This window comes from Paenibacillus sp. BR1-192 (assembly GCF_029542445.1).
In the GTDB taxonomy this organism is placed as follows: domain Bacteria; phylum Bacillota; class Bacilli; order Paenibacillales; family Paenibacillaceae; genus Paenibacillus_AQ; species Paenibacillus_AQ lautus_A.
The window spans coordinates 5,630,011-5,653,475 of sequence record NZ_CP120718.1 but is presented as its reverse complement, the minus strand read 5'-3'; the positions used below and the strand labels follow the sequence as shown (position 1 = coordinate 5,653,475).

24 protein-coding genes are annotated in these 23,465 nt (G+C 51.8%); 12 read left to right on the top strand and 12 right to left on the bottom strand.

Features of this window, described 5'->3' with window-relative positions:
• Positions 1-167 precede the first annotated feature (167 nt).
• Entirely contained in the window at positions 168-1,964 is a 1,797-nt protein-coding gene (locus tag P0X86_RS25505) for a S9 family peptidase (protein WP_096776396.1), read from the top strand.
• Between the two features lie 61 nt (positions 1,965-2,025).
• Here P0X86_RS25505 and P0X86_RS25500 read toward each other — a convergent pair whose 3' ends face one another.
• On the bottom strand, positions 2,026-3,009 hold the full coding sequence (locus tag P0X86_RS25500) for a cation diffusion facilitator family transporter (RefSeq protein ID WP_015737096.1): 984 nt from the start codon (positions 3,007-3,009) through the stop codon (positions 2,026-2,028).
• Positions 3,010-3,338: 329 nt separating this feature from the next.
• Here P0X86_RS25500 and P0X86_RS25495 point away from each other — a divergent pair, with 329 nt between their 5' ends.
• The 4 genes from P0X86_RS25495 (at position 3,339) to glpX (ending at position 6,209) form a co-directional block, all read left to right on the top strand.
• Positions 3,339-3,512, top strand: a complete 174-nt coding sequence (locus P0X86_RS25495; protein WP_015737095.1) for a GapA-binding peptide SR1P — start codon at positions 3,339-3,341, stop codon at positions 3,510-3,512.
• A 195-nt stretch (positions 3,513-3,707) separates the two neighbouring features.
• Positions 3,708-4,370 carry a helix-turn-helix transcriptional regulator gene (locus P0X86_RS25490; protein ID WP_009595798.1) on the top strand — a complete coding sequence of 221 codons (663 nt, stop codon included), beginning with the start codon at positions 3,708-3,710 and terminating at the stop codon, positions 4,368-4,370.
• Positions 4,371-4,383: 13 nt separating this feature from the next.
• Positions 4,384-5,190 (top strand): pyruvate, water dikinase regulatory protein, encoded by an 807-nt coding sequence (locus P0X86_RS25485; RefSeq protein ID WP_009595762.1) that lies wholly within the window; start codon positions 4,384-4,386, stop codon positions 5,188-5,190.
• A 41-nt stretch (positions 5,191-5,231) separates the two neighbouring features.
• Entirely contained in the window at positions 5,232-6,209 is a 978-nt protein-coding gene (gene glpX, locus P0X86_RS25480; protein WP_277746777.1) for a class II fructose-bisphosphatase, read from the top strand.
• Positions 6,210-6,305: 96 nt separating this feature from the next.
• Here the strand turns inward: glpX and P0X86_RS25475 are convergent, their stop codons facing one another.
• Complete coding sequence (locus P0X86_RS25475) at positions 6,306-6,809, bottom strand: hypothetical protein (RefSeq protein WP_009595848.1); 504 nt, start codon at positions 6,807-6,809, stop codon at positions 6,306-6,308.
• A gap of 237 nt (positions 6,810-7,046) precedes the next feature.
• On the bottom strand, positions 7,047-7,904 hold the full coding sequence (locus P0X86_RS25470; protein WP_015737093.1) for a DegV family protein: 858 nt from the start codon (positions 7,902-7,904) through the stop codon (positions 7,047-7,049).
• Between the two features lie 174 nt (positions 7,905-8,078).
• Between P0X86_RS25470 and P0X86_RS25465 the strand changes: the two genes are divergently transcribed.
• Positions 8,079-8,936, top strand: coding sequence for a hypothetical protein (locus tag P0X86_RS25465; protein ID WP_277746776.1), 858 nt, complete (start codon positions 8,079-8,081; stop codon positions 8,934-8,936).
• 78 nt (positions 8,937-9,014) lie between these two features.
• Here P0X86_RS25465 and P0X86_RS25460 read toward each other — a convergent pair whose 3' ends face one another.
• The gene (locus P0X86_RS25460) at positions 9,015-9,926 is read right to left on the bottom strand and encodes a molecular chaperone DnaJ (RefSeq protein ID WP_036659924.1); all 912 of its coding nucleotides are present in this window, start codon (positions 9,924-9,926) and stop codon (positions 9,015-9,017) included.
• 269 nt (positions 9,927-10,195) lie between these two features.
• On the opposite strand from P0X86_RS25460, the gene P0X86_RS25455 reads away from it, so the two are divergent.
• The 5 genes from P0X86_RS25455 to P0X86_RS25435 all read left to right on the top strand — a co-directional run bounded on the left by P0X86_RS25455 (position 10,196) and on the right by P0X86_RS25435 (position 15,713).
• Positions 10,196-10,945, top strand: a complete 750-nt coding sequence (locus P0X86_RS25455) for a DeoR/GlpR family DNA-binding transcription regulator (RefSeq protein ID WP_015737090.1) — start codon at positions 10,196-10,198, stop codon at positions 10,943-10,945.
• Positions 10,945-11,856 (top strand): 1-phosphofructokinase, encoded by a 912-nt coding sequence (gene pfkB / locus P0X86_RS25450; RefSeq protein ID WP_213579877.1) that lies wholly within the window; start codon positions 10,945-10,947, stop codon positions 11,854-11,856. Before P0X86_RS25455 ends, pfkB begins: the two co-directional genes overlap by 1 nt.
• 80 nt (positions 11,857-11,936) lie before the next feature.
• Positions 11,937-13,907, top strand: a complete 1,971-nt coding sequence (locus P0X86_RS25445; protein ID WP_213579605.1) for a PTS fructose transporter subunit IIABC — start codon at positions 11,937-11,939, stop codon at positions 13,905-13,907.
• A gap of 236 nt (positions 13,908-14,143) precedes the next feature.
• The gene (locus tag P0X86_RS25440) at positions 14,144-14,998 is read left to right on the top strand and encodes an MBL fold metallo-hydrolase (protein WP_096776390.1); all 855 of its coding nucleotides are present in this window, start codon (positions 14,144-14,146) and stop codon (positions 14,996-14,998) included.
• 112 nt (positions 14,999-15,110) lie between these two features.
• Positions 15,111-15,713: a YitT family protein gene (locus P0X86_RS25435; protein ID WP_036659917.1), complete on the top strand. Its 603-nt coding sequence runs from the start codon at positions 15,111-15,113 to the stop codon at positions 15,711-15,713.
• 106 nt (positions 15,714-15,819) lie between these two features.
• On the opposite strand, the gene P0X86_RS25430 is transcribed toward P0X86_RS25435, so the two are convergent.
• The 3 genes from P0X86_RS25430 to P0X86_RS25420 form a co-directional block, all read right to left on the bottom strand.
• Positions 15,820-16,491, bottom strand: a complete 672-nt coding sequence (locus P0X86_RS25430) for a bifunctional 2-keto-4-hydroxyglutarate aldolase/2-keto-3-deoxy-6-phosphogluconate aldolase (protein ID WP_096776389.1) — start codon at positions 16,489-16,491, stop codon at positions 15,820-15,822.
• 65 nt (positions 16,492-16,556) lie between these two features.
• Positions 16,557-17,519: a sugar kinase gene (locus P0X86_RS25425; RefSeq protein WP_277746775.1), complete on the bottom strand. Its 963-nt coding sequence runs from the start codon at positions 17,517-17,519 to the stop codon at positions 16,557-16,559.
• Positions 17,520-17,676: 157 nt separating this feature from the next.
• Positions 17,677-17,883 carry a DUF1657 domain-containing protein gene (locus tag P0X86_RS25420; protein WP_009595791.1) on the bottom strand — a complete coding sequence of 69 codons (207 nt, stop codon included), beginning with the start codon at positions 17,881-17,883 and terminating at the stop codon, positions 17,677-17,679.
• Positions 17,884-18,044: 161 nt separating this feature from the next.
• On the opposite strand from P0X86_RS25420, the gene P0X86_RS25415 reads away from it, so the two are divergent.
• Positions 18,045-18,905, top strand: coding sequence for a DUF421 domain-containing protein (locus P0X86_RS25415; RefSeq protein ID WP_277746774.1), 861 nt, complete (start codon positions 18,045-18,047; stop codon positions 18,903-18,905).
• Between the two features lie 167 nt (positions 18,906-19,072).
• Here P0X86_RS25415 and P0X86_RS33340 read toward each other — a convergent pair whose 3' ends face one another.
• The 5 genes from P0X86_RS33340 to P0X86_RS25395 all read right to left on the bottom strand — a co-directional run bounded on the left by P0X86_RS33340 (position 19,073) and on the right by P0X86_RS25395 (position 23,436).
• The gene (locus P0X86_RS33340) at positions 19,073-19,156 is read right to left on the bottom strand and encodes a putative holin-like toxin (RefSeq protein ID WP_223260591.1); all 84 of its coding nucleotides are present in this window, start codon (positions 19,154-19,156) and stop codon (positions 19,073-19,075) included.
• Between the two features lie 288 nt (positions 19,157-19,444).
• A complete protein-coding gene (locus P0X86_RS25410; RefSeq protein WP_277746773.1) occupies positions 19,445-20,560 on the bottom strand; it encodes a GerAB/ArcD/ProY family transporter in 1,116 nt (371 codons plus the stop codon).
• Between the two features lie 34 nt (positions 20,561-20,594).
• The gene (locus P0X86_RS25405; RefSeq protein WP_213579600.1) at positions 20,595-20,798 is read right to left on the bottom strand and encodes a hypothetical protein; all 204 of its coding nucleotides are present in this window, start codon (positions 20,796-20,798) and stop codon (positions 20,595-20,597) included.
• Between the two features lie 11 nt (positions 20,799-20,809).
• A complete protein-coding gene (locus P0X86_RS25400; protein ID WP_277746772.1) occupies positions 20,810-21,976 on the bottom strand; it encodes a Ger(x)C family spore germination protein in 1,167 nt (388 codons plus the stop codon).
• On the bottom strand, positions 21,976-23,436 hold the full coding sequence (locus P0X86_RS25395; protein WP_213579598.1) for a spore germination protein: 1,461 nt from the start codon (positions 23,434-23,436) through the stop codon (positions 21,976-21,978). The genes P0X86_RS25400 and P0X86_RS25395 overlap by 1 nt, the downstream gene beginning before the upstream one ends.
• Positions 23,437-23,465: the final 29 nt, after the last annotated feature.

Here is a 23,465-nt window from a genome sequence, read left to right as displayed (position 1 = left end):
TGTCAAAATTTGTGCATCATCTCGGTCTGCAGACTTAGTAACCTGCCCGACTATGTAACGGTGACCCCCAGAATGCTTTGCGTTATAATGGGAATAATCCAGCGGTTTGGAAGAGTTACCCATTTATTAACCGATGGATAATAAGATGAGGTCAGGGAGGCAAATGAATGATCGATTTTCCTAAGCCCGATGTGGAGCAATTTTTTCAAACGTATGGCATTCGTACCTTCGGAATCAGTGCAGACGAGTCACGGCTTGTATTCAGCAGCAGTCTAAACGGAAAGTTCAATTTATGGGCCATGGAGTTAGAAGGGGAGACGTCCTACCCTTATCCGCTTACATACAATGACCAGATCGCAAGCTTCATTAAGCTGGACCCGGAAGGGCGGCATATCTTGACGGCGTTTGACCGCGACGGGAATGAGAATTATCAGTTTCATGCGCTGCGCTGGAACGGCGGCGAGCCGATGCCTTTGTTCGAAGGGGCGGATGCGGAGGACAAACATTATTTCGTGCATCTGTCAGAGGACGGCAAGCGACTGTATTATGTCACGTCGAAGGGGAATCCGTCCTTCCTGAATTCGCGCGTGTATCATCTGGACACCAAGGAGGATCATTTGCTGCATGAGGGCGAGGCGACATCGACCGAAATGTGTGCCGTGAGCCCCGACGAGAAAACCATCGCGTATACGAAAATGTATGCCAACACCTACTATGTTAGTTACGTGAAGCGAGAGGGCGAAGAGCCGCTGTGCTTGACGCCTACGCCTGAACAGGTGCATATTTCGGGGGATGTGCTGTTTGTCAGCAATGACCAGGTCATTTTTGCAACAGACTATGAATCCGAATTTTCTTACGTGGCCCGTTACGACATCCCGCAGCGGAAGTTTGAACCCCTGTGCCGCATCGACCGGGAGAGCATCCAGCTCTTGCGCTTCCATAAGGATTCACGAACCCTGTACATCGTTACGGAAAAAGGGGTAGAGGATCGACTATATGCCTATTCGCTCGACGGCGGTGAGTTAACCCCCATTCCTCTTCCATCGGACATCGTGGAGCAGCTGAACGTCACGAAGTCCGGCAATCTGTACCTGCTCGCCCGGGGTGCGGTGAAGCCGCTTAACATTTACCGTTATGCAGGCGGCTCATGGAGCCCGATCACAAAGAACGTGCTGACAGGGTTGACCGATGAGGACTTGGTGACGCCGGATGTCGTGACGTATCCATCTTTTGACGGGATGGAGATCGAGGCTCTCCTGTTCCGCGCCAAAGACAACGTGGCCAACGGTTATACGGTGTTTTGGCCGCATGGCGGCCCTCAAGCCTCGGAGCGCAAGCAGTTCCGCTCCATGTTCCAGTATATCCTGGCCAAAGGGTATCACATCTTCTGCCCGAACTTCCGGGGAAGCACCGGTTACGGCAGCTCCTTCGTGAAATTGGTGGAGCAGGATTGGGGCGAGGGACCGCGCAAGGACTGCTTGGCAGGCATGGATTGGCTGTTCGAGCAAGGGATTTCGAGCCGCGAGAAGCTCTTCGTGATGGGCGGAAGCTACGGCGGTTATATGACCCTGCTGCTGGCGGGCCGGAATCCGGATTATTTCAAGGCGGCCATCGACATCGTCGGGGTCAGCAACCTGTTTACCTTCTACGATTCGGTGCCGGAACACTGGAAACCGATTATGGAGCGCTGGATAGGCGATCCGGAGCGGGATAAAGAACGCTTCATCAAGGATTCGCCGATTACGTATCTGGATGATATGGTGAACCCGATGCTCATCATCCAGGGAGCCAACGATCCGCGCGTCGTTAAAGAGGAGTCCGACCAAATCGTCGAGGCCTTGAGAGCCAAGGGCCGTGACGTGGAGTATCTTGTGTTCGAAGACGAGGGGCATGGGATTACGAAGAAGGCCAACGAAAAGATCGCTTATGCACGGATGGTCGAATTCCTGAAGCGCAATCATTAAGCATCGCATAAAAAAAGAGGCATGCCCGAGGTCCAAACGGACTCTGAGGCATGCCTCTTCCTTATTGACCCGGATGATCCAGATCCTCTCTTGGATTCCAGAGCTTGATTCCGTCGTCCTCCAGTATGCCCAAGGTCACGTCCGAGATGTTCGGATCCTGGGTCAACAGGGCGTTGATTCTCATTTTGGATTGCCCGGCCTCGGCCAGGGTCATCCCTTTTTTCAGCTCGATGTAGGCTTCCACATGATAATTACGGCCTTCCTGCAGAATACGCAGACGATTGATGTCACGAACATCCGGATCGGCAAGAATGATTCCGGAGATTTTCTCTTCCACGTCCTTCGGAGCGGCCACCCCGATTAAACCGACCATGTTGTCATATCCGACCTTAAAGGCTACGCCCACCATCAGACAGCCGATCAGGATCGTGGCGATTCCGTCCAGGATGAGGAAATTGAAGAAATGCGCGAACACGATGGCGATCAGCGCGAAGAGGGCGCCAAGCGTTGCAACAATATCTTCATAGAACACAAGCCGTGTCGGCGGGGCGGCGCGGCCGGCATTTTTGAAAGCGGCGGGCAGCAAGGAAAGTCCCGATGCTTCGGCGCGGGTCTCCTTCATAATTTCTTTCATGGCTTTAACCAGGATGGAACCGTCAATGATAACAGCAATGGCCAGCACAATGAAATTGAGCCAGAAATTCGTGGCTTCTTCCGGATGTTTTAACAGCTTGAAGCCCTTCAGTATCGTTTCATAGGCCATGATGGTGACCACGATCACCGCGACCATGCAGACCAGGTTAATGACCCTGCCGAAGCCGGTGGGGAACTTCTTGGTCGGCTTCCGCTCGGCCAGGACGCTGCCTACGAATACGAATCCCTGATTCACGGCATCGGCCACCGAATGCATGGCGGAGGCAAACATCGTCCCGCTGCCGCTGATGGAAGCGGCAATCCCCTTGATGATGGCCAATCCCGTATTGCCCAGTGCGGCAATGGCGGATGAGGTATTTCCTTTCTTAATGAGCTGCCATGTGTTATTCAATCCAAACCCTCCGTCTATAATGTCGATTTTTAGTGGAATCCGAAGTATATATTATCATATCATGCCAAATTAAGGATATCCCTCTCTTTTAGATGAGATAAGATTACACAAAAATTACTTAACATGTTTTTTGTTACATTAAACATGATTTACTCATATCTTTATTTCTTGCCCAATACATTAAGAATATAGTGGAAAATAAAGGATGGGTGAAGCGTAGGAGGTTGGTTAGCGGTCTTTGGCATGAAGTGGAGAATCGTTTGTGACCCCTTGATAATCAAGCGGGAACTGCCTTGCAGCAAAGTGAATAAACATGAGGAGGAAATGTTATGAAAGCGTTAACAAGTCCGGAGGCAGCCAAAGGCAAGGCGAACGAGGAATGGGGCCTGATCATATGCTCCAGATGCGATGAGATGGTGGACACGATTCCAACCGACGGAGTGAAAATCATTTATGGATTTTGCGGAAAAGGGGAATGCAAGGGCACGGACTTTCAGAACTGAATGATCGTGGCGATTAGCGGAATGAATAACGAGCATGCTTAAGGGAGGAATTTTCCTGAAAGCATGCTTTTTATTGGATTTATAACCTTTTTTGATGGGTATAACAAAAATTATTGATACTTTATTATGCATTTTTAGACGAAAATATGTTGCATATATATTATATATGACGTATTATATCGGCAAGTAGAGGAAATGCACGCAGGAGGGATCACTATCGAACTGACGACAAGGCAGCAGGATATCGTCGATATCGTAAAAAAACATGCACCCATTACAGGAGATCAGATTGCGGAGATGCTGAATGTCAGCCGTGCCACCCTTCGCACCGATTTATCCAAGCTTGTGGTTCTGGATTATATTGATGCCAAGCCCAAGGTCGGGTACTTTCTGGGAAAGCGGGGAACGCGCGACCGGGAGGAAAAGTTTCGCCTTCTCAAAATGAAGGTTGGCGATCTGCACGGCGTTCCGGTGATAGTGCGTGAGACCACGACGATTCACGAAGCCGTTGTATCCTTGTTTCTGGAGAACGTGGGAAATCTGATCGTTACCGATGCCGACGGCCATTTGGCCGGTATCGTGTCCCGTAAGGATCTGCTCAAGGTAACGCTTGGCAACCCGACGGCCTCCTCCATGCCGGTAAGCCTGATCATGACCCGCCGGGCCAACGTAACAACGGTCCAGCCGGAAGACACGGTGCTGGATGCCGCACGAAAAATCATTAATCACCAAATCGATAGCCTGCCGGTGGTCGTTCCATCCACCACGGGAAATCCGGGGGAGCACTGGAAGGTTGTCGGTCGGATCACAAAAACGAATATTATCAAAATGCTGCTCGACATGGTAGCCGAGGAATAATGGGAGGAATCGGATGAATCAGGCATTAACTCATTTCATAGCAATCTGTTCGGACTCCATCGGGGAGACGGCTGAAGCGGTTGTTCAAGCCACCCTGCGCCAATTCGAGCTTCCGAATACAGAGGTTAAACGTTATATGAACGTTCGCGACGAGGAAGAATTGACCGAATTGATGGAGGAGGTGGCAAGGCGCGGAGGATTTGTGGCTTATACGCTCGTTCAGCCGGAGCTTCGCGAGGTCATGCGGGAAGAAGCCGTCCGGCTCAACATTCGCACCGTGGATATCATGGGGCCGATGATGCAGGCCTTTGCCGACACGTTCAACGACTATCCCAAGCGGCTGCCGGGCCTGCTGCACCGCTTGGACGACAGCTATTTCCGGCGGGTGGACGCGATGGAATTCGCCGTCCAGTATGACGATGGCAAGGATGTCAGCGCCATTTTGAAGGCGGACATCATCCTGCTGGGCGTATCCAGGATCTCGAAGACGCCGCTGTCGATGTTTCTCGCACATAAAGGCTACAAAACGGTCAATTTCCCGATCGTGCCGGAGATGTCGCCGCCTTCCCAGCTCAGAGAGGTCACGAACGGCACGATCATCGGGCTTACGATCGAGCCGGAGCATCTTCTCAAAATCCGCAGCGAGCGCTTAAAGGTCATGGGACTGCCGCATCAGGTGCAGTATGCAGCCCTGGAGCGGATCCAGGAGGAGCTGGATTACGCCTTGTCGCTGTACGAGGAGCTCGGGTGTCCCGTCATCGACGTCACGGATAAGGCGATTGAGGAATCGGCAGGACTGATTATGAATTATCTGAAATAAGCAGCATCGGTTAGGAAAATAGCAGAAGGAGGGATTCAATCATGGAGAGTTCATTAGCATTGGAGCTTGTAAGAGTGACGGAGGAAGCAGCGCTGCAATCCGCCCGCTGGACAGGAAGAGGTGACAAGAACAGTGCTGATGAAGCCGCAACGGTAGCGATGCGCAAGCATTTTGATTCCGCAGCGATGGATGGGGTCGTGGTCATAGGGGAAGGAGAGATGGATGAAGCGCCGATGCTGTATATCGGAGAGCGCGTAGGGAACCGCAAAGGTCCGAAGATGGACGTGGCGGTGGATCCGCTCGAAGGAACGGAAACGGTGGCGAACGGGCTGAACAATGCGTTGTCCGTGATTGCCGCGGCTCCACGGGGAACCCTGCTGCACGCGCCCGATATTTATATGCATAAACTTGCGGTAGGCCCCGAGCTTGCGGGCAAGCTGAGTTTGAATGACCCGATTGAGGTTACCCTTCGAAAAGCATCGGAGATCTTATCCAAGCCGCTGTCGGAGATGACCGTGTCCATTCTCGACCGCGAGCGTCACAGCACGATGATCAGGGCTTTGCGAGAATCCGGGGTAAGGATCAAGCTGCTGAGCCACGGCGATGTCATGGGAGCGATCGAGACCTGCACGGACAGTGAGGTCGATCTCTACGTGGGCTCCGGAGGGGCACCGGAAGGCGTTCTGGCCGCAGCCGCCTTGAAATGCCTGGGCGGAGAAATCCAGGGACGGCTCATACCGGAGACGCCGGAGGATTTCGTCCGATGCCAGGGCATGGGATTGAAGCATCCCGAGCAGCTGCTGACGATGGAGGATATGGTGGGACGGGAAGGCGTGCTGTTCGTAGCCACCGGGGTGACGGCCGGAGATTTCCTGCGCGGGGTTAAATATATGCCGGGTCAGCGGGCCGAAACGCATTCGGTCATGATGTACTCCGGCACGAGAACCATCCGTTATATCCGCAGCGTCCATCATCTGTTCCAAAGCAATGAAACCTTAGCCGCCGCTGCATCTTCTTGATGGATATGGGCGGCATCCGCTAAATAAAAGGCACTCCAAGGTTAGTCGACCTTCGGAGTGCCTTTATGCGTTGTTAACGGTTTGGCAATCGTGCGCTCACCCGTGCCTCTTACGCCCGAGCATCAGCCAAGCTCCTCCAAGCACAAGCAGCACAGCGATGACAGGCTGAACGACCGAGAGGTAATTGAGTACGGGTCCGATCGAGAATACCACGAAGAACAGCAGCGACAGGACGGTCAGAATGTTAATCGGGATGAGCAGCCACTTGTTACGCGAACCGAACCAGTAGAACTCGAACAATCCGGCCGCAACGGCAAGAATAAAGCCGGGCCACATCGACCCCCACGAGTCGAACAAGGAAGCGATTTGGCTGACAATACCGGCTGTGAGCAGAATGCCGCCCGGTATCAATAGCCCGATTCCCTGACGTCCGACCAGCGAGAAGTACATCCAATGAAAAAACAGGCCTAACGGGATCACGAACAGGGTAGGCCAGAACGTGGCAAAGATAGAACCGGCGCCTACGGTACCGCCTTGGTTCAAGAGCAAGTATGCGCCAAGCAGGATGAGCAGAGGTGCTAAGATTGTACGTTTCGTCATACAAACTTCGTTCCTTTCCTTATATAGATTGATTATTCCAAGAATACCATGCAAGGGATGGGGTGTCCTCGGTCCTTCGGGGAATGTTTCACCTAGACTTTAGTCTAGGATGGACATGTGTAACCTATTGGCCGCTCGTTTAATAAGTTCCTAAACGTTCTGCTTAGACGAAGGACAGAAAAGACAGTCCTGCAGCAGAGAACAACAAAGCAGAACTGTCTTCGGATATAAACAATTTTATGATGGCTTCTTGGTATACATCAGTCCGACGGTTTGAGGACCGCAGTGGCTGCAAATGACGCAGCCGGCCGTAGAAATGCTGACCTGTCGTGCGCCTGTCTTTTCCTGCAGTTCCTTCTGCAGGAAACGGGCTTCCTCCTCGGCCATGGTATGTACAACAACGATCAGATCATTGTCCATCTTATCCACTTGAGCCAGTGCATTCTGAATCATTTGATCCAGCGCCTTTTCTTTTTTGCCGCGTACCTTGTAAGCCGGGATCATGCCGCCGTCCACGACTTTGATCACCGGACGGATTTTGAGCAGGCTGCCGATGATGTTTTGCATGCCGGAGCAGCGTCCGCCTTTATACAAATAATCCAGCGTATCGACAACGAATTCGCACTCCACTTCGTTTACGGTACGGCTTAATAGCTCCACAATTTGCGGTATGGACGAGCCTTCATTGGCCGCGTGAACAGCCTTCATAACAAGCAGTCCGATGCCGGAGGAAAGATTGCGCGAATCAAACACGGTAACCCGCCCTTCGGGCAGCTCGCCTGCAGCTATCAACGCATTTTGGTAGGTGGAAGAAAGCTCTGACGAAATGCTGAGGAACAGGATATCCTCACCCTGTTCAATCGAAGGCGAGAAGGCCGCAATGAAGTCGGACGGAGAAGGTGCCGCTGTTTTGGGCAGGCTGCCGATCTGATCGACTTTGGCATACAACTGTTCCGGTGTAATGTCGACTCCATCCCGTAAGGATTGTTCTCCGAATACGACGTAGAGCGGAACGATGCCGATATTATATTCGTCTATCCACGAAGGTGGTAAGTCGCAGGTGCTGTCAGCAAAAATTCTAATTTTACCAGGCATGAACATCTCCCTTTATCAACTATTTGAGTCTGTATTACTACTAGAATACCTTGTTTGATCAGAAAAGGAAATGCTCTTGTCGTTTTGAACGCGAATGCGAAGGAATCGCCCAAAAAGCGGGAATTGTGCAACATTAACCCCAGGATTCCCGTTAATCATAATGGAGGTGGTTATATGGCAAAGCGAAAGCGTTGGAGCAAAATAATCACAGCATCTGCCGCAACTATGCTGCTTATGGCAATGACGGCATGCAGCGGCGAAGGCCCGACTTCTCAGCCGCCGGCGGATCCGAATCCGGTCGAGGAGCCCAAGTATGAGATTAAGCAAGGAACCGGTACTTACGTAGGTCAAATCGACAACAATTCGATCGAAATCGAGACGGCCGATGGTCCGACCGCATTCCGGCTGGGCGAGGGGATGGATCGGATCATATCCAAACTTCAGGGAGAAGAGTCCGTCTCCTATGAGTACAGGGAACAGCCGGTTGAAGGCGGGGAAGATTTGAAGCAGTTGATCCTCATCAAATTGACGGTGGACGACGAAGGCGGCGGCTCGAGTTCCGAGAACGCGCAGCTTCCGGAAACCAAGGATTTCGAGTTGGAGCTGGAGGGCATGAAAGAAACCAAAACAGCCAAACTGGCCGAGGGTGACGGCTACGCGCTGTATATATTCGATATTTTTTCCTTCGATGCAAAAACCAACAGGCTGACCATGAATGTGGACCAGGATTATTACGTCGAGATTACGAGGCTGCCTTCGGATTACAATGCGGACATACTCAAGCTTGAGGCGGAGAAGGAGCTTGCGGAGGTTGGCAAAGTCCATGAAGCTGAGGGCAGTGAAAGGCACAAAGTCTTGAAGGATGCATCCGTGTATATGATAGGCGAAGGCGAGGGCCTCACGAAGATGTACATTGTGGATGAGTTTGACGGACAGGGTTATATTTTCCGCGTAAATAACCCTCACCGCGAACCTTCCGAAGGATTTGCTACACATGCTTTTACATCCTTGAGCTCGATTGTTAATCGATAATGTCATGCAAACAGCCCCTGTCGTTTGGCCATAAGGCCAAGCAGCAGGGGCTGTATCGATATTCGAGGGGGTCCGACGTTACTTGGACGTCTCCAAGTATTGCTTAATGAATCGCAGTGCATTCGCATCGCGTTCCGTGCCTTCGCGAATCCCCGCAAACATTTCTTTCTTCAGGACGGGCAGTTCTTCGCCAAGCGGGCTGCCCATAATATCCACGGCATACACATGCTCCGCGCCGTCTTCCTCATTTGTACCCTTCACCAGCATTTCCGGGGTAAGCAGTTCCTTCAGCTCGCCTTCGACTTCCGCTTCGAGCGGGCGTACCATGCCTTGATTGCCAATCCAATCAAAGGCGGTTTGATCCATGATATACAGGTCGGGACGTTCGGTGGACAGCACCAGCAGTGCCTTTTGCAGCATGGCGGCATCCTGCGGATTGTTGGAATCCAGGGGAGGCACGTAGTTAATGTTAACGGTTACGCGTTTCCAATCGGGAAATTGGGCCAAAATCGCGTCTTCGATCGGTTTAAGGTCCTGTCCGCCATCCTGGCTCATATAAGAACCGAGGAACATGACTTCCAGGTCAACCGGGGGCAGGCTGGCCAGCCGTTCCTTCTCTGCCTGATGGTTGAAAATGCTGATCACGATATAAATGAGAACGCCTACCAGGGCAATGCCGCCGAGCACGTGGAATTTATAATAACGGAAGAAATGGTCGGTTTTCTCCGCCGTCCCGGCAAACCTCTTGTATTTGCCGTACCGTTTCTGATTCATCTCTTCCAAAGCTTTGCGGTTCTCTTCTTCCAGGATGAATTTATAGGCTTTGGTGATTTCGGCAAACTCGGCTTCGATCTCTTCCGCCCGGTCCGGCTCCCGCCTTTGATGCGAACGGGTTTGGCGCATGAGCAGCGTATACCGGTCGTCAAGCTGTTCCTTGGTTGCATCCTCTGGCAGACCGAGCCGCTCATAGGCTTCTTTCAGTTGGTCCATTCATGTCACCTCTTCTATACTGTGAGAGTTTCCTAGTTACCAGTATATAGCGTAGAGGCAGCAGGTTACAAACGTTTATGAGATGTTTCGACGCTTCTCGGCTTGCTATGGGGCAAACTGTCATCCATAAGAGGAAACCATCCAATTTTGCAGCTTGCCAGGATGGTAAATCATTCATCGATTTCCTGAATGATTGTGAATGTTTTTGAAAGTTTTAGATTGTTTTTTGAGACGAATATGATACTATAAACTGTAGAGGGGGATTCATTATGCTGACGGAAGAAAGATACCGAATTATATTAGAGCGCTTACAACAGCGCGGTGTCGTGAAGCTGCAGGAATTGGTAGAACTCCTTGAAGCTTCGGAATCGACGGTAAGGCGAGATTTGATCGACCTTGAAGAACGTCAATTGCTAAAGCGTATTCATGGCGGAGCTGCTCTGCCGAGCCCAAAGATACAAGAACCTGGAATCGAGGAAAAAACGTTCAAAAACATTCAACAGAAAAACGCGGTTGCCCGGTTGGCTGCTGCACAGGTTGAGGATGGAGAAAGCATTTACCTGGATGCGGGTACGACCACGCTAGCCATGATTCCGTTCATCGACGCCAAAGACGTCACGGTTGTGACGAACGGTTTATCCCATATCGAAGCGTTGGTCAGCAAGCGGATCAAAAGCTATCTGCTGGGCGGCATGATGAAGATTCATACCAAAGCCGTCATCGGAAGCATCGCGCTGCAAAATATGGACAACTTCCGTTTTGACCGGTGCTTTCTGGGCACGAACGGCGTGGATGCGGAGATGGGCTACACCACCCCCGATCCGGAAGAAGCCTTGATCAAGCGGCGGGCCCACCAGCTGTCCGCTTCCAGTTACGTCCTTGCGGATTCCAGCAAAATCGGAGAGGTTTCCTTCGCCAAATTGCTGGACCTGAGCGAAGCGACGCTGATAACGGAGTCCTTGCCGGAATCATGGAAGAAGGTCATTTCACAGAAAACCAAAATAATTGAGGGATCATGATGATATATACGGTTACACTGAATCCTTCCATTGATTACATCGTGGAAGTTGAGCATATCGAGCTTGGCGGCTTGAACAGAATGACCCGGGACATGAAGTTTCCGGGCGGGAAAGGAATTAACGTATCGCGTGTGCTGAACCAGCTGGGAGCCGATAATACGGCTATCGGTTTTCTTGGCGGTTTCACCGGCCGTTATATCGACGAGATGCTCGGCAAGGAAGGAATCCGCACGGATTTCGTGAACATCTCGGACGATACCCGCATCAACGTTAAGCTGAAGCATGGCGGAGAGACCGAGATCAACGGCTTGGGACCCGATATCCGGGAAGAGGAAACGAAAGAGCTGCTCCATAAGCTGTCACAGCTTGAAGCCGGCGATATCGTTGTGCTGTCAGGCAGCGTGCCGCCTTCGCTGGGTTCGGACTTTTATGGCCGTCTGATCGAAGCGTGCCGAAAGGGCGGCGCCGAATTCGTCATGGATACCACCGGTGAGGCTCTAATGAGGGCATTGGCCTATAAGCCGCTCCTTGTGAAACCGAACCACCACGAGTTGGCCGAATTGTTCGGCGTCGTCATTGACTCAAGGGAGCAGCTTGTGGAGTACGGACGGAGACTGCTTGAGAAAGGCGCGCAGCATGTCCTGATTTCCATGGCTGGGGAAGGGGCGCTGTTCATCACGGCCGATCGGGTCTATCACGCCCATGTTCCGCCGGGTACCGTCCGGAATTCGGTCGGTGCCGGCGATTCGATGATTGCCGGATTCGTCGGCACGCTTGCGAAGGGCCAGGGCCCGATCGAGGCATTCCGGACGGGGGTCGCCTCTGGAAGCGCTACGGCGTTCTCGGACGACTTGGCGGCAAGGGAAGCGATTGATGAGCTGCTTCCTCTGGTTAGGATCACGGAGTGGTGAGGCGCTTCACATCAAATAACCGGTAATGGGCGGTTATGGCGCGGTTATCCCCACGAAGATTTCAAGGGAGTGTGAATCACATGAGAATTACGGATTTAATGATACAAGAAACGATGATCATGGATCTGAAGGCGGTCACGAAGGAGGCTGCCATCGATGAACTGATCGGGAGTCTGGCCGCCAGCGGGCGGATCAACGATCCGGTTTTGTTTAAAGAGATGATCCTGAAGCGTGAAGCCGAATCCAGTACGGGGATCGGCGGCGGCATTGCGATGCCCCACGCCAAGACGAAAGCGGTTAACGAGCCGACCGTCGTGTTTGCCAAGAGCAGCGGGGGCGTGGATTTCGAAGCGCTGGACGGTGAGGCGGCGCATGTTTTTTTCATGATCGCCGCCCCCGAGGGAGCGGGGAATACGCATCTTCGTACCCTTGCAGCGTTATCGAGGCTGTTGATCGATGCGGAATTCATCGCGCAGTTGATGAAGGCGGAGACGCCGGCGGAGGTAACGGCTTTATTCGACTCCAAGCAGGCGGTTGAAGAAGCCGCCAAGGCAGAGAGGGAAGCAGCCAAAAAAAGGGAAGCCGCACAAAAGGAAGCGGAGAACAAGCATCGGGAATCCGGCATTGCAGTCCAAGCTGACCAACGGGATGTTTCTGCCTTGGCCTCGACTCCGTTCGTGGTTGCCGTAACGGCTTGCCCGACCGGCATTGCCCATACGTTTATGGCCGAAGACGCCCTTAAGAAGAAAGCCCAGGAGATGGGCGTCGAAATCCGGGTGGAGACGAACGGCTCGGAGGGCGCGCAGAACGTATTGACGGAAGAGGAAATACGCAGGGCCTCAGGCGTCATCATTGCCGCCGACAAAAACGTGGAGATGGCCCGCTTTAACGGAAAACCCGTTCTCCAGCGTCCTGTCAGCGACGGCATCCGCAAATCGGAGGAGCTGATCCGCAGGGCGATGGGCGGCGAGGCGCCGATCTACCGCAGCGATGGCGGCGGTGAGCCGAAGGCGAAGGACGCGGAGAAGGGCAGCATAGGCACGAAAGTGTACAAGGACCTGATGAATGGTATTTCGCACATGCTGCCGTTTGTCGTGGGCGGCGGCATTCTTCTGGCCATCTCCTTCCTGATCGAGCAGCTTGCCGGCGAGGATCATCCGCTCTTCCAGCTGCTGCAAACGATCGGCGGAGGAGACGGTGCCTTCCACTTTCTGATTCCGGTTCTGGCGGGCTTCATAGCGCTCAGCATAGGCGATCGTCCGGCATTGATGCCCGGCATGGTCGGAGGCCTGATGGCCCTCAATTCCAATTCGGGGTTCCTTGGCGGTCTTGCGGCAGGTTTCTTGGCCGGTTACGTGGTTATCCTGCTGCGCAAAGCGTTTGCGGGGCTGCCCCGAGCGCTTGACGGCTTAAAGCCGATTCTGTTGTACCCGGTCGTCGGCCTGCTGATTACCGGAACGATCATGTTCTACTTGTTCGATCCGTTCTTTAGCTGGATCAATCTCGGCCTGATTGATATTCTTAACAATTTGGGTACCGGCAACGCGGTGATTCTCGGTCTGATTCTGGGCGGGATGATGTCGATTGATATGGGCGGTCCCTTCAATAAAGCGGCGTATGCATTTGCGATCGGCGTATTCACATCCAGCGGCAACACGAACGGAGCCATGATGGCTGCGGTCATGGCCGGCGGGATGGTGCCTCCGCTGGCCATTGCTCTGGCCACGACGTTCTTCAAGCATAAGTTCACGGAGCAGGAACGCAAATCTGGCGTGACCAACTATGTGATGGGCCTTTCCTTCATAACGGAGGGGGCGATCCCGTTCGCCGCGGCCGACCCGCTGCGCGTACTGACATCCTGTATACTCGGTTCCGCGGTGGCAGGCGGGCTGACGCAGCTGTGGAGCATCAACGTTCCGGCCCCGCACGGGGGAATCTTCGTCGCTGCTCTTGCCAATCATGCGCTCCTATTCCTGCTCTCGGTTCTCATTGGTTCGGCGATCTCGGGTGTGCTGCTTGGCGTTTGGAAGAAGCCGCTTGAACGAAATTAGACTCAATTACACGGGTTCAGGGTAAGCCATTCAGCTTACCTTCGACCCGTTTTTTCTTATGACGGCAAGCCCTGATTTTCTGATATAAGGTACGCTTAGGAATGGTGTGCCGAGCGGGAATAAACGGAGGATCTGCGATTCTCTTGGGGAACAGAATCTATGAACATCCGGATTTATACTGGGTACGTCATGGTATAATCGAGTCATGTTAGTATCAGGAAGGAGAGAGGACAGAGATGAGAGAACAGAACAGCAGCAGCCGGGGGCCGGAGCAGCTGATCGATGAAATCAACCGGACGTCTACAACCGATGGGATGGCGGCCGTATGGTTTTTGGGTCAGGAGAGCGTTGTCCTGAAGGGCGGGGAGGTCGTCATCTATATCGACCCTTATATGTCAGCCGACCTGGAACGCAAAGCGGGATTTCAGCGCGCGTTTCCGGCTCCGCTGCAGCCGGAGCATATTACGAATGCAAACATGGTCCTGATCACCCATGAGCACGATGATCATATGGATCTCGGAACGATTGCGGTCATCGCCAAACAGAATCCGGAAACAGCGTTTGTTGCGCCGGCATGCTGCCATGAAGCGATGCGCGGTGCCGGCGTGGCGCCGGAGCGGCTGTTTGCGGCCGTATGCGATGAATGGCAGCAGTTTGACGGCTTTCGTCTGATGGCGATTCCGGCTGCCCACGAGACCTTGGATGAGCATGAAGAGTTTGGACATCGATTTGTCGGTTACCTGGTGGACATCCAGGGCGTGTTGATTTACCATGCGGGAGATACCGTAGTCTATCCCGGATTGGTGGAAAGGCTGCAGGCGCACTCCATTGATATCGGGATGGTGCCGATCAATGGGGGAGATGCCTTCCGCCGGAAGGACGGCATCGTCGGGAACATGGGCTTCCGGGAAGCCGCAGAACTTGCCGCAGCGTCGGCATTCGATTTGACCATTCCGATGCATTACGATATTTTTCCATGGAATGGAGAGAAGCCGGGGTACTTCGTGGATTATTGCTATGAGAATCATCCGTATATGAAAACCAAAGTGATGGCGCGCACCGAGCGTTTGCTTTATGTAAAAGCCGAATAAGCGATAGACATTCCGATGGAATTTTTTTTCAAATGCGGGACAGCGAGTTCGCAATTTTTCGAAATGACAAGCATATGAATAAGACATGCCTTTATAAATGGAGATGTGGGATATGCTGTCATTTCGAAAACATGTCATTATCGTGATCGGAAGCTTTCTGATCGCGATGGGGACCAATTTTTTTCTTGTCCCGCATAAAGTTCTGGATGGCGGAGTTATCGGGATTGCTCTGATCGCCAACTACGTGTTTGACCTACATATCGGATTCGTAATCATTTTGTGCAGCATCCCCATGTTTATCGCCGCCTGGATGTTAAATCGCGAAATCTTTTACAATAGTCTGTCAGGCATGCTGATATCTTCGTTTGTCATCGATTTGCTCTCCCCGTTGCAAACGGATTTTTTGCGTTTTTTTGCTCCCCATGTGATTATCAGCGCGCCCATAGGCGGTGCGTTGATCGGGGCCGGGCTAGGATTGATGCTGAGGAATGATGCAAGCACGGGCGGAACGGATCTGTTGGCTCATTTTCTGGCAAGGTATTTGCCATTGAATGTAGGCGTCATTATTTTGCTGATGGATGCCGTCATCATCGGATTCGGAGGCGTTCTGCTCTCGGGAAGCACCTTTGTGTACTCCATTCTGACGATTGTTGCAGGCGGTTTTACAACGGGCATGATTACACAGAAACGATGGTTCGGAAAGAGAAGGATCTAATAACAGACAAGCCTATCAAGATCGACTTGATAGGCTTGTCTGTTATTTATGAAGATGAACATGCAGCGAACGCCATCTATGAACTACTACGGCATGTGCATAAAGATTATTTATGGGAGGTTTGAGCTTCCTTAAAGGCGTGGATATAAGCACGGGCCTTCTCCGTAATCAAATTGAAGTCTCCGCTCTTAAGCGCGTCTTTGGTCAGATCGGACCCGATTCCGACCGCGAATGCCCCGGCCTTGATCCATTCATGCAGATTGTCCAGATTCACGCCTCCGGTCGGCATGATATTGGCCTGCGGCAGCGGGCCCTTCAGAGACGGTATGACGGACGGAGAGTACAGATTACCCGGGAAGAGCTTAACGACATCGACGCCAAGCTCAAGCGAGGCCACGATATCATGGACGGTAACGGCACCCGGCATGACCGGAATGCGATATCGGTTGCAGAGCATAATCGTATCGCGGTCGAACCCTGGGGAGACCACGAACTCGGCACCGGCCAGGATCGTGATTCTGGCCGTTTCTGCATCCAGAACCGTACCGGCTCCGATGATGGCATAGTTGTCCGCTTGCGGGTCTTTGGAAGAGTACATTTTGGATAACGTCGTAATGGCTTCCGTAGCGAACGGTACGGTCATGGTCACCTCGATGACCTTGATCCCGCCTTCAATCGCGCGTTTGGCAATCTCTACAACCTCATCGGGAGAATCGCCGCGCAGGACCGCGACAACGCCAGCCTGATGGATCTGTTCGATCAGTTTCAATTTTTTCATGTTAGACACTCCTTCTAAATCTATGCATTCTATTAGATGATGGCTTGATATCCAATCATAGCGGGTCAACGTTCGATATGGGCGGCATTTCCTCGCCGCTGTTGAACTTCCTCCCAGGTCGGAAGCGCTTCCCAGTCACCTGGGGCTTGAATGACCAGGGATCCGGTTAATCCGCCTAGGGACAAGGCCTCTTCCGGTGTCCAGCCTTTGGCGATGCCTGCCAGGAAGCCTGCGCAGAAGCCGTCTCCCGCGCCAACGGTATCCACTACGTTATCCACGCGCTCAAAAGGAAGGGAGTAGGTCCCGGTTTCCCGAATAATAACGTTGTTTCCGTCGAAACTCTTGATCACGGACATGCCGGGGAGCTGACGCAGACGGTCCAGGATCACCTGCTCGTCCTCCGTTTCGAACAACAGCTTGCATTCATCATAGCCAGGGAGGAAATAATCACAGCTTTCGGCAAGCTCCAGCAATACGGGGCGAGCCTCCTCAATGTTCCACAGCTTCAGCCTGAGGTTCGGATCAAAGCTGATCTGGACGCCATGCGTTTTGCATACGGAAATGACATGCCGTATCGTCTCCAGGCAGCTGCTGCTTAAGGCGGCGGTGATGCCCGTGAAATGAAGGATGCGGGCCTTGGCTATGTATTCGGAGTCTACATGGTCCGGCGTCATTTGGCTGGCGGCAGAGCCTTTGCGGTAGTAATAGACGGAGGATTGACCGCGAACGTTCTGTCTCAGCATAAGACCGGTCGGTGCAGCATCCGTTTGTCTGGCGCTGGAAACATCGACCCCTTCACCTCGAAGCGTTTTCAAAATGCCGGTTCCGATCGGATCGTTGCCGAGCTGGCCGAACCATCCGCTGCTGCAGCCAAGCCTGGAAAGCCCGATGGCGAGGTTGCTTTCGGCGCCGCCGAAGGACTGGGCCATGGTTCCTCCCTGGCCAATGCCCCGTGTGCCTTCGGGATATAATAATCCCATCGATTCGCCGAACGTGATGACATCGATAGGACGCATACCATTATTCATAGAATTACCCCCTTATATTCAGTCTCCGTTATTAACACTTTACCCTGATGGTGATGATAACTCAATAAAAAATAACACAATGTAAATAACCTCCTATCCGGGAAAGATAGGAGGTATGCATGGGCTTTCAGCATAGGAGAAAGCAAAAAAACAATGCTTAGAAACCTTTATACTGAGGCTCTTCCTGTTCAAGCTGCTGAACCCGCTGGGCTACTTGGTCTACGACTTGCTGCGTTTGTTGTGCCGCGGTAGTGAACAGATCCTTGGCATTTTGATCTTGCGTAGACAGCGCAAATTGCTCAAGGCTGGCCTGAGCGCTTTTTAAGGATGAGAGGCATGTTTTCACATCGGAAGCTACGGTCATTGGTTTTTATCACTCCTTTCATGCGTAATAATGTACGCATTTTGGAGAAGAACATGCATGAAGCATGGCAAGGAAAATAATGGTGTGATTTCAATTAGGATATTTGACAATAATCTATATAGTGATTGCTATGTCGAGATATCAAATGAGGAGGCTTTATCGTGGCCCAATGGTTAGAAATCGTACTTAGAACCTTATGCGCTGTGGTTGTGTTGTTTCTGATGACGAAAGTGCTGGGCAAGCGGCAGGTTTCGCAACTTTCTTTTTTTGAATATTTAACGGGAATTACGATCGGTAGCTTGGCCGCCTATATCTCCTTGGATCATGAAGCGAACTGGTATTTGGGATTAATTGGGCTGGGCGTATGGGTAGGCTGTTCATTACTTATTGAATTCCTGCAACTCAAGAGCAAGAAGGCCAGGGACTTTATCGATTTTAAGGCGACCGTGCTCATTAAGGACGGCAAGATATTAGAAGACAATTTAAAGAAAGAAAGGCTGACTTCCGATGAGTTAATGGAGCAGCTGCGGAAAAAAGACGTGTTTCAGGTCGCCGACGTGGAATTTGCCATCATGGAGTCCAGCGGGGAGATTAATATTCTGCAGAAGCGTGAGAATTTGCCTTTAACTCCTAAAGATCTTGGCATCCACGTAGCGGCGGAAAAAGCCGCACAGGTTGTGGTTATGGATGGTAAAGTTATGGATGAGCCGCTGCGCGTAATGGGGTTCAATCAGGGATGGCTGGTCGAAGAGCTGGACAAACAGGGCGCTAAGATCAAGGATGTATATCTTGCCCAGGTAGACACTTATGGACAGCTGACCGTCGATTTGTATGATGATCAGATCCAGGTACCCCAAAATGAGGAGCGGAAGCTCTTGTATGCAAACTTAAAGAAATGCCAGGCGGATTTGGAATTGTTCAGTCTCAGCACGAAAAGTAAGAAAGCCAAGAAAATGTATGAGGAGAGCTCCAAACGGATGGAGAAAATTTTAGCGGATGTTCAGCCGATTCTGAAGACGTAATGGATGTCGCCGAGTCATAAATCCGCAAAAACCGGAATAGGATATTTTTGTGTATTACAAAAGGAGCCGGTTGCCGCCGACTCCTCGTACAGCAGATCTTCGCCCGCAAGGTGGATATTTGCTTGCAACCAGACGTAAGAAATAGATTCATCTGTTCCAGGACGGGTCTATTTCTTATTATGGAAGGCAAGGATCGAAACGACCAGAGTGGCGAACGAAATCATTAAAGCCAAAGCTTCATTCACGCCCATGCCGATCACCTCCTCCTGCCACCCTTGCTTAGCTGGTCTACTGTACTATATAATATGCCAATTGCTTACAATAAAAGAACCTTTTTGTAGGAAGCGCTTACATAAAATGTTGGTATTTTGACGATATCAGAAAGTATAAACATCGGAGGGTTATCATACTTTCCGGGAAAATTTCTTCTTAACCATGTTGATCCGTAAGATGGGAGCGGCTGACGGCCGCTCTTTTTCATGTTGAAATTCGAACGAAGAACAGGATGGGAGGGCGGTTCATTACAAGGTTCAAAACTTTCAAGCGGGTTTATGATCAGGCTTTGGTCTTGATTTTGGTTTACGCTTACGGTTATGGAACAGGGAGGCAATCCAATAGAAAATCGGGATGAACTCCATGAGAATGAAAAATACCGCCATCCCGAAGGAATTGAAGTCTTGCTGAAAAAGGATCGGATTTTGGGAATACTGGTACGCAATTACGATAGCGGTTCCCCCAATGATCGCGATCAGGGGACCATCCATTTGCTTCAGGTTAAGGAGTTTCGCCATACACCTTACGCTAACGTGGACTAGAAAGGCACTGTGGAAGAACATCGAGCTGCTCCATAACCCAATGATCAGCGGATCGGAATTGCCGAGGAACCCGCTGGCTGCACGCATTAATTCGACGAGCGGATACTGCATCTCGCGCCCTAGATAGGGGCCGAAATTCAGCAGAGCCGAAGCCCATTGGAGCATCACGCCTATGGTGACCAACAGTCCTGCCGCAGCAAGGTTGCGAAAGGATTTTTTGTTGAATTGGATATAAGGAGCCAGAAAGAGGAACACGATCCATTCCGCGAAGAATGAAAGACAGAACAAACTGTCCTTGATCGCCGACTCATAATTGTGATGTCTGACCAGCGCAATCATCATATCCCAATGCGCTTCCTTAAAGAAAAACATATTCATGGCAACAATGGCAACCACGATGACAAGAAACAGCCCGTCGGAAATATAAATCATCGTCTCCATGCCCCACCTAGCCGTAACCATAACGACCAGGCCCACAATCAGGAGGATGAACCACTGGGGAGATTCCCGCATGTAATTGGTATCGAAGAATAACGTGAAACCTTCGATATCCATCCCTATGTAATTGATGGACCAGAAGAATACTAATGCGACGATCGGAAAGTGGATCCATTTGCTGACCAGGGCGCTGCCGAATTCGATCCACGGTTTTCGTGGATCCCACTGTCCGACCTGCAGAGCAAACCAGAGGAAAATCAGGCTCATCGCATAACCGCCCAGAATCGCGGCCCATCCCAAATATGCCGAATTCCACAAGAGGGGACTGATTAGAAATCCCGTAGGTATGGCATTAAGATAGACAAATCCGAAACGGAACAGCTGCCAAGGCGTGTTGCGCATGTCGGGTGCGAACCTCCTTTCGTTTTTTTAGATGTTACAGCTTATCCAGCCAGCCGAACAGCAGCATGATCAGATGATTAGGGGTCAGCCACTCGTGAGTGTATAAGGCGATTACATTCCAGACGGAAAAGGCAAGAATCAGAATGAGCATCGTCCATTTCTCACGGGGGGACCTTACCTTTTTCTTCGCGAAGTACCATTCCGTCAAAGCGTATACGAGGAACACAAGAGCCAGCATGGCACGCCTCCTTATTTCGGATTCCTTTTGAGTACGGCCCCGAAGTTTCGAATCTTAATGTCGGTAACCACCTGAATCTCCACTTCGTTCTTGTAATAGTCGGACCAGTTGGAGCGAACCTTCTTCCAATGATCGGGATAGTTCCAGTCCACCAGCATTCCGAGCTGCAGGACGTCTGCACCGACCCGCTGCGAGGTATGGAGGGCCTTTCTGAGGTGACCTGCAATGAGTTCATTGAGCTCATGCTGTATAAGCTCTTTCGCCTGAAGGGTATCCAATTGCTTATGATTTTTTTTGTACATCACATCTCCTGTCCCGCTCAGCTTGACGGTGAATACCGGATGGCCCGAAACCATGCGTACGGATTTGCTGGAGCGGGTTGAAATCAGGAAAGCGCTGGCTTTTCCTTTTTCATCCCATGAAACGGTATACAGGGGGGCTTTTAATTCGTTCACTCCCCAACTGACGGCAAGCGACTCCTCCATTGGAAGGGTGGCTACCAGCTTATGTTGATGAAACAGCGCCGTGCCTTGAATTCCCGTCCACGGCTCCAGCTTCTCCTGGTCAGCGACCATAGGCTTCATGCCTGCCGTCAAATAGGTCAGGGCATACCCTTGATTGCCCGAATCGGCAAAGAGACAATCCTTCAGGTTCGTGGTGATCATGTTGTGCTGGTCCGCAAACCGGATGAGCACCTCCGAAGGCATCTGTTCAAAAACCGGCGTCAGCTCGGCGACTTTTTTCGCGTCGCCGGGCGCAACCATGATATAGATGTTCATGTTCGTTGTCGGTTCCCGCTGGAGCCAATCCATCAGATCCTCTAATCCGGATTCCGCATAGCTCTTGCCTACGACAACGACCTTGGTGTGGCTGAAGTCGAAACGCCGTGAAAGATCCCGTTGGATCAGGTGGAGGGCATCCTGCACGGTGGTGGAGGATTGGGTTACCATGGCATACGGATCTCCGCCGCCCTTCCCGCCCGCTTGACGTCCGGATGTAAGCCGGTTCGGCAAGGGGGCGCTGATCGTCACTTCCACGCTTTCGTCTTTCGGGCTTTTATTCACGTACATGGCAAAGACAAAGGTTTGCTCGTTGATCTCAACCTTGGTCAGGTTGAAGCCGCAGCCGGTCAACAACGATAATGGCAGCAGAATTTTCAACCATTTGAGTAGAAGCATTATCGTTTTCGTCTCCTTAAATTGTTGGATGATGCATAGGTTTTAGGCCTGTTCTTCATCAGCATGGACGGCGCCCGCACGAAGGTGTCCTTCCATTCCGATAAGACAAGGGGGGCAACGGGCTGCAGATACGGCGTATTGAACGACTTCAGGGAAGCCATATGTCCATACACCAGGAAGGCGGCCGTAAACACGCCGATCAGACCGAGCGTTCCTCCAAGTATGAGGATAGGAAAGCGCAGCAAGCGGAACGCCAGCCCCAGCTCGAAGTGCGGAATGATGTAAGAAGCGATGCCCGTTATCGAAACCACGATGACCATGGGGTTCGATACGATCCCCGCTTCCACCGCGGCCTGTCCGATGACAATGGCGCCGATGATGGATATCGTCTGCCCGACGGGCTTCGGGATACGGGTCCCGGCTTCCCGCAGCGCTTCAAAGGTCAGTTCCATGATCAGCGCCTCCGCTAAGGCGGAGAACGGTATGTTTTCACGCGATGCGGCTAAGGTGATCAGCAAATCGGTTGGTATGATGGATGGCTGAAAAGTTGTGATAGCGACATACAGGGCAGGCATCAATAATGAAATAATCGCGAACATGAACCGGACGATCCGAATCCAGCTGGAGGAGAAGAAGCTGTGATAATAATCCTCGGACGACTGCAGCAGGGAAAAAAGGGTGACGGGCACGATCAGCGCCGACGGCGTTCCGTCCTGCATGATGCCAACCCGGCCTTCAAGCAGGGACGCGGCAACGGAATCGGGGCGTTCCGTGTATTGAAACTGAGGAAAGGGGGATTTTACGCCTTCCTTCATTTGCTCGGACAAGGTGCTGATCCCAAACGTCCCGTCGATGGACATGCTGCTCAGCTGCCGGTCCACTTGAGCAACGATTTCAGGTTTGCACAAACCGTCGACATACACCATGTACACGGCGGTCTTGGAGTAGTCGCCGATCTGGTAGCGCACGGTTTTGAGATCCGTATGTTTGATTTTGTGCCGGAGCAGCGATAGATTTGTTCCGATGTCTTCGATAAACGCTTCCTGCGGTCCGTTCACGACCAGCTCGTTCTGAGATTCCGAAACCGCCCGCTTCTGATACAAGACGATGTCGAACAAATAAGCCTCCGCCAATTGTTCCACAATCACAACGGCTCTGCCTTCAACGATCATATCGGCAATATACTCGGCCGAGGAAGAACGCTCGAACGGAACCGACAGCATGTCTCCGCGATCCATGCGGTCAATGAAATTAAGAAAATCATGCTGAACCTTCGCGGCTTCCTTAATCAACGGTTTGACGATGTATTCATGCAGGGTGCTGATATCCACAATAGGTTCAATGTAGATGACGGTACACGTTGATCCATGGAGACGCAAGGATTGGTAGATGACATCTTCGCAATGTTCCAGCCGCATTTTAACAGGATCGAGCAGCGCGGGCCGTACCTTCGATTTCATTGACACTTCCCTCCTTTGCCGGTATATAG

What these genes read in the sequence shown, in the direction of transcription:
- P0X86_RS33340 (WP_223260591.1), bottom strand. Translation starts at nt 19,156, where the DNA reads ATGGGCGTGAATGAAGCTTTGGCTTTAATGATTTCGTTCGCCACTCTG.
- P0X86_RS25490 (WP_009595798.1), top strand. Translation starts at nt 3,708, where the DNA reads ATGCACGCAGGAGGGATCACTATCGAACTGACGACAAGGCAGCAGGAT.
- P0X86_RS25455 (WP_015737090.1), top strand. Translation starts at nt 10,196, where the DNA reads ATGCTGACGGAAGAAAGATACCGAATTATATTAGAGCGCTTACAACAG.
- P0X86_RS25400 (WP_277746772.1), bottom strand. Translation starts at nt 21,976, where the DNA reads ATGCTTCTACTCAAATGGTTGAAAATTCTGCTGCCATTATCGTTGTTG.
- P0X86_RS25460 (WP_036659924.1), bottom strand. Translation starts at nt 9,926, where the DNA reads ATGGACCAACTGAAAGAAGCCTATGAGCGGCTCGGTCTGCCAGAGGAT.
- P0X86_RS25435 (WP_036659917.1), top strand. Translation starts at nt 15,111, where the DNA reads ATGCTGTCATTTCGAAAACATGTCATTATCGTGATCGGAAGCTTTCTG.
- P0X86_RS25440 (WP_096776390.1), top strand. Translation starts at nt 14,144, where the DNA reads ATGAGAGAACAGAACAGCAGCAGCCGGGGGCCGGAGCAGCTGATCGAT.
- P0X86_RS25425 (WP_277746775.1), bottom strand. Translation starts at nt 17,519, where the DNA reads ATGAATAATGGTATGCGTCCTATCGATGTCATCACGTTCGGCGAATCG.
- P0X86_RS25485 (WP_009595762.1), top strand. Translation starts at nt 4,384, where the DNA reads ATGAATCAGGCATTAACTCATTTCATAGCAATCTGTTCGGACTCCATC.
- P0X86_RS25495 (WP_015737095.1), top strand. Translation starts at nt 3,339, where the DNA reads ATGAAAGCGTTAACAAGTCCGGAGGCAGCCAAAGGCAAGGCGAACGAG.
- P0X86_RS25445 (WP_213579605.1), top strand. Translation starts at nt 11,937, where the DNA reads ATGAGAATTACGGATTTAATGATACAAGAAACGATGATCATGGATCTG.
- P0X86_RS25405 (WP_213579600.1), bottom strand. Translation starts at nt 20,798, where the DNA reads ATGCTGGCTCTTGTGTTCCTCGTATACGCTTTGACGGAATGGTACTTC.
- P0X86_RS25420 (WP_009595791.1), bottom strand. Translation starts at nt 17,883, where the DNA reads ATGACCGTAGCTTCCGATGTGAAAACATGCCTCTCATCCTTAAAAAGC.
- P0X86_RS25410 (WP_277746773.1), bottom strand. Translation starts at nt 20,560, where the DNA reads ATGCGCAACACGCCTTGGCAGCTGTTCCGTTTCGGATTTGTCTATCTT.
- P0X86_RS25465 (WP_277746776.1), top strand. Translation starts at nt 8,079, where the DNA reads ATGGCAAAGCGAAAGCGTTGGAGCAAAATAATCACAGCATCTGCCGCA.
- glpX (WP_277746777.1), top strand. Translation starts at nt 5,232, where the DNA reads ATGGAGAGTTCATTAGCATTGGAGCTTGTAAGAGTGACGGAGGAAGCA.
- P0X86_RS25475 (WP_009595848.1), bottom strand. Translation starts at nt 6,809, where the DNA reads ATGACGAAACGTACAATCTTAGCACCTCTGCTCATCCTGCTTGGCGCA.
- P0X86_RS25395 (WP_213579598.1), bottom strand. Translation starts at nt 23,436, where the DNA reads ATGAAATCGAAGGTACGGCCCGCGCTGCTCGATCCTGTTAAAATGCGG.
- pfkB (WP_213579877.1), top strand. Translation starts at nt 10,945, where the DNA reads ATGATATATACGGTTACACTGAATCCTTCCATTGATTACATCGTGGAA.
- P0X86_RS25430 (WP_096776389.1), bottom strand. Translation starts at nt 16,491, where the DNA reads ATGAAAAAATTGAAACTGATCGAACAGATCCATCAGGCTGGCGTTGTC.
- P0X86_RS25505 (WP_096776396.1), top strand. Translation starts at nt 168, where the DNA reads ATGATCGATTTTCCTAAGCCCGATGTGGAGCAATTTTTTCAAACGTAT.
- P0X86_RS25470 (WP_015737093.1), bottom strand. Translation starts at nt 7,904, where the DNA reads ATGCCTGGTAAAATTAGAATTTTTGCTGACAGCACCTGCGACTTACCA.